Origin of the sequence: Streptomyces sp. DH37, assembly GCF_029813835.1 — a bacterium.
Lineage (GTDB): Bacteria > Actinomycetota > Actinomycetes > Streptomycetales > Streptomycetaceae > Streptomyces.
Genome location: NZ_JARVKV010000015.1, coordinates 13482 through 26860, shown reverse-complemented (window position 1 = coordinate 26860; position 13379 = coordinate 13482). Strand labels below are relative to the sequence as shown.

The 13379-nt window shown below is 73.8% G+C and carries 14 protein-coding genes and 1 tRNA gene; 6 read left to right on the top strand and 9 right to left on the bottom strand.

Annotated features, from left to right (window positions below; translation table 11 throughout):
- Positions 1-39: 39 nt before the first annotated feature.
- Both QC029_RS10805 and QC029_RS10800 read right to left on the bottom strand, forming a co-directional pair.
- Complete coding sequence (locus QC029_RS10805) at positions 40-507, bottom strand: RidA family protein (RefSeq protein WP_279555329.1); 468 nt, start codon at positions 505-507, stop codon at positions 40-42.
- Complete coding sequence (locus tag QC029_RS10800) at positions 504-662, bottom strand: DUF4177 domain-containing protein (RefSeq protein WP_010470378.1); 159 nt, start codon at positions 660-662, stop codon at positions 504-506. The genes QC029_RS10805 and QC029_RS10800 overlap by 4 nt, the downstream gene beginning before the upstream one ends.
- A 165-nt stretch (positions 663-827) precedes the next feature.
- On the opposite strand from QC029_RS10800, the gene QC029_RS10795 reads away from it, so the two are divergent.
- Together QC029_RS10795 and QC029_RS10790 are read left to right on the top strand one after the other, a co-directional pair.
- Positions 828-1805, top strand: a complete 978-nt coding sequence (locus QC029_RS10795; protein ID WP_279555328.1) for an ArsA-related P-loop ATPase — start codon at positions 828-830, stop codon at positions 1803-1805.
- Positions 1802-3139: an ArsA family ATPase gene (locus QC029_RS10790; RefSeq protein ID WP_279555327.1), complete on the top strand. Its 1338-nt coding sequence runs from the start codon at positions 1802-1804 to the stop codon at positions 3137-3139. The genes QC029_RS10795 and QC029_RS10790 overlap by 4 nt, the downstream gene beginning before the upstream one ends.
- Positions 3140-3300: 161 nt before the next feature.
- Here the strand turns inward: QC029_RS10790 and QC029_RS10785 are convergent, their stop codons facing one another.
- A complete protein-coding gene (locus QC029_RS10785; protein ID WP_279555326.1) occupies positions 3301-3660 on the bottom strand; it encodes a WhiB family transcriptional regulator in 360 nt (119 codons plus the stop codon).
- 396 nt (positions 3661-4056) lie between these two features.
- Here QC029_RS10785 and QC029_RS10780 point away from each other — a divergent pair, with 396 nt between their 5' ends.
- A complete protein-coding gene (locus QC029_RS10780) occupies positions 4057-6468 on the top strand; it encodes a transglycosylase domain-containing protein (protein WP_279555325.1) in 2412 nt (803 codons plus the stop codon).
- Between the two features lie 101 nt (positions 6469-6569).
- Here the strand turns inward: QC029_RS10780 and QC029_RS10775 are convergent, their stop codons facing one another.
- Positions 6570-7034, bottom strand: coding sequence for a GatB/YqeY domain-containing protein (locus QC029_RS10775; protein WP_279555324.1), 465 nt, complete (start codon positions 7032-7034; stop codon positions 6570-6572).
- Positions 7035-7168: 134 nt separating this feature from the next.
- Between QC029_RS10775 and QC029_RS10770 the strand changes: the two genes are divergently transcribed.
- The 3 genes from QC029_RS10770 to QC029_RS10760 all read left to right on the top strand — a co-directional run bounded on the left by QC029_RS10770 (position 7169) and on the right by QC029_RS10760 (position 9042).
- Positions 7169-8110, top strand: a complete 942-nt coding sequence (locus QC029_RS10770; protein WP_279555323.1) for a metallophosphoesterase — start codon at positions 7169-7171, stop codon at positions 8108-8110.
- 73 nt (positions 8111-8183) lie between these two features.
- Positions 8184-8257, top strand: a tRNA-Pro gene (locus tag QC029_RS10765).
- A gap of 302 nt (positions 8258-8559) precedes the next feature.
- A complete protein-coding gene (locus QC029_RS10760) occupies positions 8560-9042 on the top strand; it encodes a hypothetical protein (RefSeq protein WP_279555322.1) in 483 nt (160 codons plus the stop codon).
- A gap of 57 nt (positions 9043-9099) precedes the next feature.
- On the opposite strand, the gene QC029_RS10755 is transcribed toward QC029_RS10760, so the two are convergent.
- The 5 genes from QC029_RS10755 to QC029_RS10735 form a co-directional block, all read right to left on the bottom strand.
- The gene (locus QC029_RS10755) at positions 9100-9810 is read right to left on the bottom strand and encodes a hypothetical protein (RefSeq protein ID WP_279555321.1); all 711 of its coding nucleotides are present in this window, start codon (positions 9808-9810) and stop codon (positions 9100-9102) included.
- 62 nt (positions 9811-9872) lie between these two features.
- Positions 9873-10397, bottom strand: coding sequence for a SigE family RNA polymerase sigma factor (locus QC029_RS10750; protein ID WP_279555320.1), 525 nt, complete (start codon positions 10395-10397; stop codon positions 9873-9875).
- Between the two features lie 97 nt (positions 10398-10494).
- Positions 10495-11133 (bottom strand): hypothetical protein, encoded by a 639-nt coding sequence (locus QC029_RS10745; protein ID WP_279555319.1) that lies wholly within the window; start codon positions 11131-11133, stop codon positions 10495-10497.
- Between the two features lie 102 nt (positions 11134-11235).
- Entirely contained in the window at positions 11236-12081 is an 846-nt protein-coding gene (locus tag QC029_RS10740) for an SURF1 family protein (protein ID WP_279555318.1), read from the bottom strand.
- A gap of 100 nt (positions 12082-12181) precedes the next feature.
- Positions 12182-13378 carry a hypothetical protein gene (locus QC029_RS10735; protein ID WP_279555317.1) on the bottom strand — a complete coding sequence of 399 codons (1197 nt, stop codon included), beginning with the start codon at positions 13376-13378 and terminating at the stop codon, positions 12182-12184.
- Between the last annotated feature and the right edge of the window lies 1 nt (position 13379).

Genomic DNA, 13379 nt, shown 5'->3' with positions numbered 1-13379 from the left:
CACCGGGGCCCGCACCGATCCGTCCGGGCGCGCGGCGGCTCAGTCCGCCAGCTCGACCTGGATCTCGACCTCGACCGGCGCGTCGATCGGCAGCACCGAGACGCCCACCGCGCTGCGCGCGTGCACGCCCTTGTCGCCCAGCACCTCGCCCAGCAGCTCGCTGGCCCCGTTGACGACGCCGGGCTGGCCGGTGAAGTCCGGGGCGGAGGCGACGAAGCCGACCACCTTGACCACCCGGGCGATCCGGTCCAGGTCGCCGGCGACCGACTTCACGGCCGCCAGGGCGTTCAGCGCGCAGATGCGGGCCAGCCCCTTGGCCTCCTCCGGCGTGACCTCGGCGCCGACCTTGCCGGTCACCGGGAGCTCGCCGTCGACCAGCGGAAGCTGCCCGGCGGTGTGGACGTAGGGGCCGGACCGCACGGCCGGGACGTACGCCGCCAGCGGCGCCGCCACCTCCGGCAGGGTCAGCCCCAGCTCGCCCAGCCTCGCCTCGACCGAACCGCTCACCGCTTCTCCCGCTTCAGGTACGCCACGAGCTGCTCCGGGTTGTTCGGGCCCGGCACCACCTGGACCAGCTCCCAGCCGTCCTCGCCCCAGGTGTCCAGGATCTGCTTGGTCGCGTGCACGAGCAGCGGTACGGTCGCGTATTCCCACTTCGTCATGGGGCCGACCTTAGCCCCTCCCGCGCGCCGTCCCCCAGCGTCCCCCGGCTCCCCGGCCTGCCGGCCCGCCCCGACCTGCCCCGGCCCGCCCCCGGGAGCCCGCGCCGCACCTCCATGGCCCATCCGCACGCGTACTCCCCCGGCCCGGTGGTTAGGCTCCGAAGGGTGAGCAGGCTGCATGTGGTGACCGGCAAGGGCGGGACCGGGAAGACGACGGTCGCCGCCGCACTCGCGCTCGCCCTCGCCGAGGAGGGCAGACGCACGCTCCTGGTCGAGGTCGAGGGGCGGCAGGGCGTCGCCCAGCTCTTCGAGACCGAGGCGCTGCCGTACGAGGAGCGGAAGATCGCCGTCGGGCCGGGCGGCGGGGAGGTGTACGCGCTGGCCGTCGACGCGGAGAAGGCGCTGCTGGACTACCTGCAGATGTTCTACAAGCTCGGCGGCGCGGGGCGGGCCCTGAAGAGGATCGGCGCGATCGACTTCGCCACCACCATCGCGCCCGGCGTGCGCGACGTGCTGCTCACCGGCAAGGTCTGCGAGGCGGTGCGGCGCCGCGCCCGCAGCGGCGGCTTCGTCTACGACGCCGTGGTCATGGACGCGCCGCCCACCGGCCGGATAACCCGCTTCCTCGGCGTCAACGACCAGGTGGCCGGGCTGGCCCGGGTCGGTCCGATCCACAACCAGGCCCAGGCCGTGATGCGGGTGCTCAAGTCGTCCGAGACGGCCGTGCACCTGGTGACCCTGCTGGAGGAGATGCCGGTGCAGGAGACCGTGGACGGCGTCGCCGAGCTGCGTGCCGCCGGGCTGCCGGTCGGCAGCGTGTTCGTCAACATGACGCGTCCGGCGGTACTGGACCGGGAGTCGGTGCGGGCCGCCGAGGAGTCCCGCGCCGAGATCGCCAGGGCGCTGTCCCGGGCGGGCCTGGGCGGCGCGCGGCGCGGCGGCAGGGCCGAGCAGCTGATCGGCCCGCTGCTGCACCAGGCCCACGAGCACGCCGAACGGCTGGCGCTGGAGGGCGAGCTGCGATCGGAGATAGCCGGGCTGGGACTGCCCGTGCACGAGCTGGAGCTGCTGGCCGAGGGCGCCGACCTGCCCGGCGTCTACCTGCTCGCCGGCGAGCTGCGCGAACAGGGGGTTGCGGAGTGACGGCACGGACGGCCGACGCGGGTACGGCACAGACGCTCGGGACGCTGCCGGCGCTGGACGTCGACGCGCTGATCGACGACCCCGGCACCCGGATCGTGGTCTGCTGCGGCGCGGGCGGCGTCGGCAAGACGACGACCGCCGCGGCCCTGGGCGTGCGCGCGGCCGAACGCGGCCGCAGGGTCGTCGTCCTCACCATCGACCCGGCCCGCCGGCTGGCCCAGTCGATGGGCCTGACCGAGCTGGACAACACCCCGCGCCGGGTGAAGGGCGTCGACGGCGCGTCGGGCGGCGAACTGCACGCGATGATGCTCGACATGAAGCGGACCTTCGACGAGATCGTCGAGTCCCACGCGGACCCCGAGCGGGCCCGCGCGATCCTGGAGAACCCCTTCTACCAGTCGCTGTCGGCCGGTTTCGCGGGGACGCAGGAGTACATGGCCATGGAGAAGCTCGGCCAGCTCCGCGCGGGCGACGAGTGGGACCTGATCGTCGTGGACACCCCGCCGAGCCGCTCGGCGCTGGACTTCCTGGACGCGCCCAAGCGCCTGGGGTCGTTCCTGGACGGGCGGTTCATCCGGCTGCTGACGGCCCCGGCGAAGGTCGGCGGCCGGGCCGGCCTGAAGTTCATGAACCTGGGCGTGTCCGGGCTGTCGGTGTTCACCGGTCTGCTCAACAAGCTGCTGGGGACGGGACTGCTGCGCGACATGCAGACGTTCGTGGCGGCGATGGACACGATGTTCGGCGGCTTCCGCACCCGCGCCGACGCCACGTACCGGCTGCTCCAGGCGCCGGGGACGGCGTTCCTGGTGGTGGCGGCGCCGGAGCGCGACGCGCTGCGCGAGGCGGCGTACTTCGTCGAGCGGCTGGCAGCGGACCGGATGCCGCTGGCGGGGCTGGTGCTGAACCGGATGCACGGCAGCGAGGCGGCGCACCTCAGCGCGGAGCGGGCGATGGCCGCCGCCGAGAATCTCGAGGACGGCGGCATTGTCGATCATCCCACCGGGAAAGGTGGTGATGGACGGTCCGCCCCGCGGTCCGCGTCCGGCTCCGACGACACCTCGAACAGCTCCGGCGGCACCGACGGCTCTCCCGACGAGGACTCCCCCTCCTCCCCCACGGCGGCCGAGCGGCTGGCCGCGGGCATGCTGAGGCTGCACGCGGAGCGGATGCACGTGCTGGCGCGCGAGCGGCGCACGCGCGACCGTTTCGCCGCGCTGCACCCGGAGGTGCCGGTGGCCGAGGTCGCCGCGCTGCCGGGCGACGTGCACGACCTGGAGGGGCTGCGGGCCATCGGCGAGCGCCTCGCGGAGCAGCCCGGCGTCGAGCCCGCCTGACCGCGGACCGGGCCGCGGAGGGGCGGTGGACCGACCGCGCGGGGGCGCGCGCACCGGCGGCCGTACGGCCGTCGGCCCGGCCCGTGGGCCGACCTGCGCCCGGACGCACCGGACGCACTGGACACACACTGGCCACAGCGGACGCGGCGGACAGCCCGGAGTCAGCCCGCCGCGGCGTAGTCGCCGCTGTACCGCCGCGCGTCGTGCTCGCGCATGTCGACCTCCACGGGCAGCAGGCCCGCGCCGCGCTCGTACTCGGTGCGCGCGGTCTCCAGGAGCCGCCGCCAGGAGGTGACCGTCGGGCGGCGGCGCAGCAGCGCCCTCCGCTCGCGCTCGGTCATCCCGCCCCAGACGCCGAACTCCACGCGGTTGTCGAGTGCGTCGGCCAGGCACTCGGTGCGCACCGGGCACCCGGTGCAGACCGCCTTGGCGCGGTTCTGGGCCGCCCCTTGTACGAACAGTTCATCCGGATCGGTAGTGCGGCAGGCCGCCTGCGCACTCCAGTCGGTAACCCAGCTCATGCCGGCGCCGTCCTCTCCCGAATCGAGGCTCCCCCACGGCGGCAGACGGCATATTCACCGCTGCCAGTGCAGGACGTTACGGAAGGCGGCCAGGGCGCAACACCCCCGACGGGCCCAATCTTGAATGGCCCGAACGGACTATGGGTACGCGGCAGATCACCCAACGGAGTGACCCGAGGACGAGACGGCCCTCTCGCCCATAAAGGGACATTCCACCCACGACTCAACAGGCTGCGCCTGGAGTTTTCCTGACACAGGATTGCAATTCGGTCACATCTCAACACCCGAGAGAGTGACTTGGGAGTTGACAAGGAACCGAACGACCGTGTCAGGCGTGATACAGCGTAGGCGAACACACGCACACCTGTCCGGCGATTGAGAACGTAGGCTGCCCTCATGGCAAACAAGCGCTCGGGTGGCGGGCTGACCGGGACCCAGCAGACCGCCAAGTTCCTCGGTGTCAGCGTGCTCGCGGGAGCCGTGCTGGCGGGCATCGCGCTGCCCGTGGCCGGCGGCCTGGGGCTGGCCGCCAAGGGCACCGTCGAGAGCTTCGACGAGATACCCATTGACTTCAAGCGTCCCCCGCTGAGCCAGAAGAACCGGATCCTCGACTCCGAGGGCAACCTGATCGCGACCGACTACTACCGCGACCGCACGGTGGTGCCCCTGGAGAAGATCGACCCGCTCATGCGGAAGGCGATCGTCGCGATCGAGGACTCGCGCTTCTACGAGCACGGCGCGATCGACCTCAAGAGCGTGCTGCGCGCCCTCAACAAGAACGCGCAGCAGGGCGAGGTCGCCGAGGGCGGCTCCACCCTCACCCAGCAGTACGTCAAGAACGTCTTCGTGGAGCAGGCCGGCGACGACCAGAAGAAGGTCGCCGAGGCCACCCAGCAGACCATCGGCCGGAAGATCCAGGAGCTCAAGTACGCGATCAAGGTCGAGGAGGAGCTGAGCAAGAAGCAGATCCTGGAGAACTACCTCAACATCACGTACTTCGGGCAGCAGGCGTACGGCATCGAGGCCGCCGCCCGACGCTACTTCTCCAAGAACGCCGCCGACCTCGAGCTCCACGAGGCCGCCATGCTCGCCGGTCTCGTCCAGTCCCCCACCTACTACGACCCGGTCAACTACCCGGACCGCGCCCTCAAGCGCCGCAACGTGGTGCTCAACCGCATGGCCGAGACGGGCGCCGCGGACAAGGCGGAGGCCGCCGAGGCCAAGAAGAGGGACCTGGGCCTGAAGGTCAGCAGGCCCAGGAGCGGCTGCATCACCGCGACCGACAAGGCCGGCTTCTTCTGCGACTACGTCCGCCGGATCGTCCTGGAGGACCCCGTCTTCGGCAAGACCGAGGAGGACCGCCGGGCCCTCTGGAAGCGCGGCGGTCTCACGGTCCGCACCACGCTGTCGCCCAAGGCGCAGAAGGCCGCCGCCGAGGCCGCCACCAGCAAGGTCCACAAGGACGACCCGGTGGCCGCCTCCGTGGTCCAGGTGGAGCCCGGCACCGGGAAGATCCTCTCGATGGCCCAGAGCCGGCCGTACGGCCTGGACCCGAACAAGCACGAGACGCTCCTCAACCTCTCCGTCAACAACAGCATGGGCGGCAGCACCCACGGCTTCCAGGTCGGCTCCACCTTCAAGCCGATCACGGCCGCCGCCGCGCTGGAGAAGGGCATCAGCCCCGCCGAGAGCTACGGGAGCGACTGGAAGACCACCTTCAAGAAGGAGGCCTTCAAGACCTGCGAGGGCAAGCCCTCCGGCTATGGCGACTGGCCGGTCCAGAACGAGCTGGAGTCCGAGAAGGGCACCTGGGACATGTCCAGCGCGCTCGCGAAGTCGATCAACACCTACTTCGTCGAGCTGGAGCGCAAGGCCGGCCTGTGCGAGACGCTGACCATGGCGGAGAAGATGGGCGTCGAGCGCGGCGACGACAAGCCCCTCGGCCAGAACGCCTCGGTGACGCTGGGCGGTGAGGAGAGCAGTCCGCTGACCATGGCGGCCGCGTACGCCACCTTCGCCAACCGCGGCACGTACTGCTCCCCCATCGCGATCGAGAAGGTGACGGACGCCGACGGCAAGAGGCTGCCGGTGCCCAGGACCAAGTGCGAGCGGGCGATGTCCGAGTTCACCGCGGACAGGATCAGCAAGATGCTCAAGGGCGTGGTCGAGGACGGCACCGGCACGAGGGCCGGTCTCTCCGACCGCGACAACGCGGGCAAGACCGGTACGACGAACGACCGCAAGGACGCCTGGTTCGTCGGCTACACCCCGAACCTGTCCACCGCCGTCTGGGTCGGCGACGACGTCGGCAAGCGCGACGGCATGTACGGCATCACCATCGGCGGCCAGTACTACGACAAGGTCTGCGGTGGCTGTCTGCCCGGCCCGATCTGGCGGACCGCCATGACCGGCGCCCTCCAGGGCGAGCCCGTCGAGTCCTTCAACGACGTCCCGGTGCCGCGCGGCAACACGGGCGGCGGCGAGGGGCGCGAGCAGGGCGGCGGGGACGACGACAAGCCCGGCGACCGCCGGCCCGGCAACCCCTTCCCCGAGATCACCCTCCCGCCCGGCATCATCGGCGGGGGCGGCAACGGGGGCCCGGGCGGCGGCGGAGGCACCAGCACCATGGGCGGCACCACCGACGGCACCACGGTCGGCACCTCCGTCGGAGGTACCACCGGCGGCGACAGCGTCGGCGCCACCTCCACCACCGGAGGCTGGGACATCGGCGGCGGCAACAGCAACGGCACGAACGGCAACGGCGGTTGGCAGACCTCCGGCCAGGACGGCGGCTGGACCCCGAGGTAGCCGGCGCGGCACCGCCGCGGCGCACACCGGAACGCACGGAAGGGACCCCGCACGGGGTCCCTTCCTCGTTTCTCCTCCGGCCTCCGGGCTCCGGCCTCCGGTCAGCCCGCCAGGCGCTTCTTGACGGCGGCGGCCACCCGGCCGCCCTCCGCGCGTCCCGCCACCTTCGGGTTCACGATCTTCATCACGGCGCCCATGGCCCTCGGCCCCTCGGCCCCGGACGCCTTCGCCTCCGCCACGGCCTCGGCCACCAGCGCGTCCAGCTCCTCGTCGGTGAGCTGCTTGGGCAGGTACTCGGCGAGCACCTCGCCCTCGGCCCGCTCCCGCTCGGCCTGCTCGGCACGCCCGCCCTTGGCGAAGGCGTCCGCCGCCTCGCGCCGCTTCTTGGCCTCACGGGTGATGATCTTCTCGACCTCGTCGTCGGACAGCTCACGGGCGGTCTCGCCCGCCACCTCCTCCTTCTGGATCGCGGTCAGCGTGAGGCGGAGGGTGGAGGAGCGCAGCTCGTCGCGCGCCTTGATCGCCGCGGTGAGGTCGTCCTTGAGCCGGGTCTTGAGCGTGGTCATGCCGGAAGTGTGCCAGGACGCGGCGCCCGGCGCCCACCGCATTGTGCCGCGCCGCCGCCCGCGTGCCCCTCGCCCGGCCCCGCCCGGCCCCCCGTACGTCCGCACTCCGCCCGCGCGTCTGCGACGATGGGCCCATGCGTGCGCGATACCCGCTCTCCCTCACGATTCCCGTCGGCATCACGGCAGTCGGCGCGGCCTGCGTCGCCTACTCGGTGGGCATCGAAGCCCGTTCGTTCCGCCTCCGACGCGTCACCGTGCCCGTACTGCCGCGCGGAATGCGGCCGCTGCGCGTGCTCCAGGTCTCCGACATCCACATGGTCGGCGGCCAGCGCAAGAAGCAGCGCTGGCTCCAGTCGCTGGCCGGGCTGCGTCCGGACTTCGTGGTCAACACCGGCGACAACCTCTCCGACCCGGAGGCCGTCCCCGAGGTGCTGGACGCGCTCGGCCCGCTGATGGAGTTCCCCGGCGCGTACGTCTTCGGCTCCAACGACTACTACGGTCCCCGGCTGCGCAACCCCGCCCGCTACCTGATGGAGAAGGCCAGCGGCCGCCACGGCCTCAACGGCAACCCGCCCGCCGTCGGCGCCGTCCACAACCCGTGGGAGGGCATGCGCGACGCCTTCGACGCCGCGGGCTGGGTCGGCCTGTCCAACACCCGCGGCCGGATCAAACTCGACTCCGGCGAGGAGATCGCCCTCACGGGCCTGGACGACCCTCACATCAAGCGCGACCGCTACGACGAGGTGGCCGGCGGCCCGGAGCGCGACGCGGACCTCCCCCTCGCCGTCGTCCACGCCCCGTACCTGCGCGTCCTGGACGCCTTCACCGCAGACCGCTATCCGCTGATCCTGGCCGGCCACACCCACGGCGGCCAGCTCCGCGTCCCCTTCTACGGCGCCCTGGTCACCAACTGCGACCTGGACACCGACCGCGCCCGCGGTCTGTCCCACCACGAGGTGGACGGCCACCGCTCCTACCTCCACGTCTCCGCGGGCTGCGGCGCCAACCGCTACACCCCCTTCCGCTTCGCCTGCCCCCCGGAAGCCACCCTCCTCACCCTGATCGAACGCCCCTGACCGACCTCTCCGTACGCCGGGAAACCGGATTTCTCCTGAGCGCGGGCGTGGGCTAAAGTAGTCCTCGTTGCACCGGGGTGTGGCGCAGCTTGGCAGCGCGCTTCGTTCGGGACGAAGAGGTCGTGGGTTCAAATCCCGCCACCCCGACACAGGTCAGAGGCCCTGCCGGAGGATTCCGGCAGGGCCTCTGAGCGTTTTCCGGGCAGAGGGGCCGGCCCCGTTTCCGTCAGGGTGTCAGATGGCGTGCCCTACTGGATGGGAGAGGCCCCCGGGGGGCCCGACCCGTGTCCGCCGCCACGGCGTGTGCGGGTGGCGCTTCGGGGAGGCGCCGTTCCCGGTCTGCCCGCCGTTCCTCGCCTGCGACCGCACCCCGGCCCTCCCCGCACCCGGCCTCCCCACCCCCCGCCGGGCATGATGGGTCACGACCACGACCATCCCCGGGGGGATCCATGCGCGCACGTGTCACCGCCGTCTTACCGGTCGTCTCCGTCCTGCTCCTGGCCACCGCGTGCAGCGGCGGAGGCGGCGGTGACGGTGACGGCGGGCCGGACGACGGTGCGGGGCCGACGGCGGCCTCCTCCGCGCCGCCCGCTCCCCGTACCCCGGGGCCCGCGGAGACCGCCGCGCTGGAGGAGGCGGTGCGCCAGTACGTCGACGCCTACTTCGAGCCGGACGCCGCCGCCGCGTACGCGATGCACTCCGCCCGCTGCCGGGAGGAGGGGACCGAGGAGGGGCTCGCCGTGTCCCTGGAGCGGGCGGGGCAGGCGAACACCGGGGGCAGACGGTACGTCCTGGAGAGGTTCTCCGTCGACGGGTTCTGGGGAGACGACACGGCGTACGTGACGTACGGCGTGGGCGGCGACCCGAGGTTCGACCACAGGAAGCAGCAGTGGACCCGCGAGGAGGGCGGCTGGCGGTACGACGCCTGCTGAGCCGGCGGCCGCCCCGGCCCCTCCCCGGCCGCCCCCGTGACGCGGCCGGGGAGGAGGTCACCGCGGTGGGGACCGGTCGTCGAGCCGGGCCAGGACCGTGCCGTCGGGGCCGTACGCGGTGACCGTGGCGCGGGTGTCCGGTGCGGAGCGGCCCGCGTCGACGTGGTACACGCCCCAGCCCGGGTCGCCGGGCAGCCGCACCATCTGCGCCTCCCGGGTGCGGCCGTCCGCCCTCACCGTGATGCGCGCCGGCTCGGTGTCCGTGCGGAAGGCGCCCGTGTAGAGGGTGCCGCGCTCCGGGGAGTGCTGGTACCCGAGGCTGAGGCCGCCGGGACGGATGCTGTCGCCCACGACGCCCCTGGCCCGCTCGACGCTCTCCCGGAAGTCCTCCGGGCCGCCCCAGGCCACCACGTAGTTCTGCCTGCCCTCCGGCAGCAGGCCCAGCAGCGCGCCCCGGCCGATCTCCACCGGCTCGTACGGCTCCACCACCCGCACCACCGACACGGACGGCCCGGACGGCCCGGACGGCTCGGGGGAGGCGGCCGGAGCGGGAACGGCGGGCGGGGGCTGCGCGGAGGGGAGCAGTACGGCGGCGAGGCAGGCCAGTACGGCGGCCGCCGCCGCGCCCGTCACGGCCCGGCGCCGCCGCCGCGCCCTGCGCCGCCCCTCGCGCACCACGGCGTCCACGGGCGGCGGGCCCGCGGTCAGGGCGCCGGCCTCGCGGCGCATGGCCTCCGCGAGACGGGCGGCCTCGTCGTCCACCGGCACCGTTCCCCCTCCCCTCCGGTCCGCCCCGCCGCCCGGTGCCCCGGTCCCGGTCTCGGTCCCGCTCATCCGCTCACCGCCGGCGCCCTGCCGCGTCCCATGCCCAGGACGGCGCCGTCGCGGCGCAGCTTCGCCAGGGCGCGGGCGGTGTGGCTCCTGACCGTGCCCACCCTGGTGCCCAGCACCGCCGCCACCTCGCTCTCGCTGCGGTCCTCCAGGAAACGCAGGACCACCACCGCCCGCTGCCGCGGGGGCAGCCGGCCCAGGGCCTCCATCAGCAGGCTGCGGTCGACGATCTGGTCGGCCCGGTCCGCGGCCTGCCGCTCGGGGAAGCGGGTGGTCAGCCACTCCCGGACCCTCAGCCTGCGGAGCCGGTCCACATTGGCGTTGATCATGATGCGCCAGACGTAGGCGTCGGGGTCGTCGGTGCGCCGCACACGCTCCCATCCGGTGTACGCCTTCGCAAGCGCCACCTGCGCCAGGTCCTCGGCGTCGTGGTGGTTGCCGGTGAGGAGGTACGCGGTCCGGAGCATGCGCGGCCAGCGGCTGGCCACGTACTCCCGGTACTCCGCTTCCGCGCTCGTCTTCAAACGGGTGCCTCGGTTCGCCGTGGGGGCCGCCGCCGGACCGGGCCGTTCGCCCGGCCCGGCGGCGCGCGTCCGTGGTCTGGGTGCGCCGGCCGGTGGCCTACCGCGTGTGCGGCGTACGGGGGGAGGTCATCGTCAGGGTGTCGATGACGCGGCCGTCGGGGGCGTAGGCGGTGACGACCACGTCCGACTCCAGGGCGTCGGTGCGGCCCGCGTCGTGGTGGTAGACGCCCCAGCCCGGGTCGCCGGGCAGCCGCACCATCTGCGCGTCGAAGGTGCCGTCGGCGGTCTCGAGGGTGATCCGGCCCGGCACGGTGTCGGTGCGGAACGCGCCGGTGAACATGACCTCGCCGCCGTCCGAGGAGGTGTAGCCGCCGCTGACGGTGTTCGGGCGGATGTCGTCGCCCACCATGTCCCTGGCCCGCTCGACGCTCTCCCGGAAGTCCTCCGGGCCGCCCCAGGCCACCACGTAGTTCTGCCTGCCCTCCGGCAGCAGGCCCAGCAGCGCGCCCCGGCCGATCTCCACCGGCTCGTACGGCTCCACCACCCGCACCACCGACACGGACGGCGCGCCGCCGTCCCCGGTCCGCTGGAGGTACGGGGCGGCGGAGCGCGCGGTCTCCCGGCTCCGGTCCTGGTCATGGCCCTGGCCCTGGCCTTGGAGGGCGAAGGCGGTGCCGCCCAGGCCCGCCAGGGCGACGGCGGCGACTCCGGCCGCGACGAACCGCTGCTTGCTCATGCTTCCTCCACGTCGTGGGCGCCGCGTCCGCGGTGGACGTGCGTGCGCCGTTCCTCGTCGATGTCGTCATGGATCAGACGGGGAGGGAGGGCGGGTTCTATGTCAGCGCGCGGAGGAATCTCCGGACGGCGCGGGGGTGGTGGGGGTGGTGGGGGTCCCGTCCGGCGACGGCGTCGGGACCTCCTCGACGCCGATGCCGAGGGCGCGGTCGCGGACGGTCTCCGTCTCGCGGCGGAACAGCCGGTACCACATGAAGAGGACGAAGCCCGCGAAGACGAACCACTGGGCGGTGTACCCCAGGTTCTGGAAGGCCTTCAGGTCCAGCCCGGTGCCCGCCGGCGCGACCGGCGGCACCGCCTCCATCGGCTCCCGCACCCGCTGGACGGTGATCCACGCGTCGTACACCTCGTACGGCACCATGTTGACCAGCGTGGCCGCGCTGATGATGCCGAGCCGGCCCGACGGCAGCGCGCCGGCGTGGACGCCGGGGGAACTGCGGCTCTCCGGCGCCTGGAGCACGCCGGTGACGGTCACCTCGCCGCCGGGCGGCGGCGGCACCCGTGCCGGGTCGGCCTCGCCGGGCAGCCAGCCGCGTACGACGGGCAGGGCCCGGCCCTCGCCGGTGCGCAGCGGGGTGAGCACGTAGAAGCCGTCCCGGTCGCCGAGGCGGCGGCCGGGCACCAGGAACTCGTGGCCGGTGTCGTAGCGGCCGGTGGCGCGGGCGGGCTGTCCGACGGTCTCCTGGGTGAGGGGCAGCAGGTCGTCCAGGGGCTTGGCGAGGGCCTCGGCGGCCCCCTCCGCCGAGCGCTCCTGCCGGGCCTGGTGGGAGTCCACGCGGTCCTCGAAGCGGCTCAGCTGCCAGCTCCCCATGAAGAGGCAGACGGGGACCGACAGCAGCACGAAGAGGTTGATCACCCACCAGCGCGGGGTCAGCAGGAACCGGTACACGCCCCCAACGGTACGGGGGCGGGCCGGGCGGGACCCACTCGCCCCCGCCCGGCCCGCCCCGTGCGCGGTCTCGCCGCCCGCCGGCGCCCGCCGGCGCCCGTCAGCTCGCCGGGATGGGGCCGGTGCGGTACACCGTCCCCGCGCAGGCGCCCGTGATCTCGACCTTGCCGATGCGCGGCTCCCCGGCCGCCGGTACGTAGCGCAGGACCACCGAGGCCGCCGTGGCGCCTCCGCCGGCTCCTCCGGTGTCGTACGCGAGCTGGGGGCTGATGCCGCCGCCCTCGACCGGCTCCTCGACGGTGTCGCCGCCCTCGCTGCCCTGGCCGCTGTCGGGGGGCGTCGTGCCGCCGCCGGTGTCGGTGCCGCCCGTGGGATCGCCGGTGCCCCCGGCGCCGCCGTCGGTGCCGCCCGTTCCGCCCGTTCCGCCGCCGGTGTTGGTGCCGCCCGTGGGGTTGCCGGGAGTCGGGCTCGGGCCGGGGGTGGCCGCGCAGCCGGTGGTGCCGCCGCCCTCGCGTGGCACCCAGGCGAACCGCACCGCGTACGACTGACCGGGCTCCAGGACGAACGAGCCGGGTTCGAGGCGCGGGTCGGGCAGCCGGGACGCCCTGTCCCCCGTGGTGTGGTCGACCACGCTGAAGCCGGTCGGTTCGGCACTGCCCGCCGGGGCGGCGGTGACCGTGTCGGGGCCCTGCACGCGGCAGGAGGAGTCCGAGATGTTGGTGACCGTGAACGAGCCGTACACATGGCCGTCCGCGTCGGCGGGGCTCACGGTGGAGCCGCCGTCGCCCAACTGGGAGCGCATGCAGCTCGGGGAGGTGGGGCCGAGGGTGTCGTTGGTCTCGGGGGCTGCGGTGGCGTCCTCCTCGGACCGGTCCTCCGGCTCCGCCCGGTCCTCCCCGCCGTCGCCGCCCCCGGTGTACCGGCCGGCCTCCTGCTCCGTGGCGCTGCCGCCCTGGCCGCCCGCCTTGGCCTCCTCCTGGTGGCGCTGGCTGCTGGCGGCGTTGGTGGTGTTGCCGTCCAGGACCCGGGTGATGACGCCGCTCTGCATCAGGACGGGGGTGGCGACGCCGATGACCAGGGCGGCGGCCACCGCGCCGGCCGTCAGCTGCCGGCGGCGGGCACGGCGGGCGGGTACGGCGTGGTGGAGGCGTTCGAGGGCGTCGGGGGCCGGCTCGACGTCCTCCACGGCGCCGCGCAGCATCAGCCGCAGCGCCCGCTCGTCCAGCTCCGTCAGATCAACCGGGCCGGGGCCGACAGCGCCGGCGGGGCCGGCGGACGCGGCAGGGGCGGCGGGCACC

What these genes read in the sequence shown, in the direction of transcription:
- QC029_RS10775 (WP_279555324.1), bottom strand. Translation starts at nt 7,034, where the DNA reads ATGACCACGCTCAAGACCCGGCTCAAGGACGACCTCACCGCGGCGATC.
- QC029_RS10785 (WP_279555326.1), bottom strand. Translation starts at nt 3,660, where the DNA reads ATGAGCTGGGTTACCGACTGGAGTGCGCAGGCGGCCTGCCGCACTACC.
- QC029_RS10800 (WP_010470378.1), bottom strand. Translation starts at nt 662, where the DNA reads ATGACGAAGTGGGAATACGCGACCGTACCGCTGCTCGTGCACGCGACC.
- QC029_RS10770 (WP_279555323.1), top strand. Translation starts at nt 7,169, where the DNA reads ATGCGTGCGCGATACCCGCTCTCCCTCACGATTCCCGTCGGCATCACG.
- QC029_RS10745 (WP_279555319.1), bottom strand. Translation starts at nt 11,133, where the DNA reads ATGAGCAAGCAGCGGTTCGTCGCGGCCGGAGTCGCCGCCGTCGCCCTG.
- QC029_RS10780 (WP_279555325.1), top strand. Translation starts at nt 4,057, where the DNA reads ATGGCAAACAAGCGCTCGGGTGGCGGGCTGACCGGGACCCAGCAGACC.
- QC029_RS10760 (WP_279555322.1), top strand. Translation starts at nt 8,560, where the DNA reads ATGCGCGCACGTGTCACCGCCGTCTTACCGGTCGTCTCCGTCCTGCTC.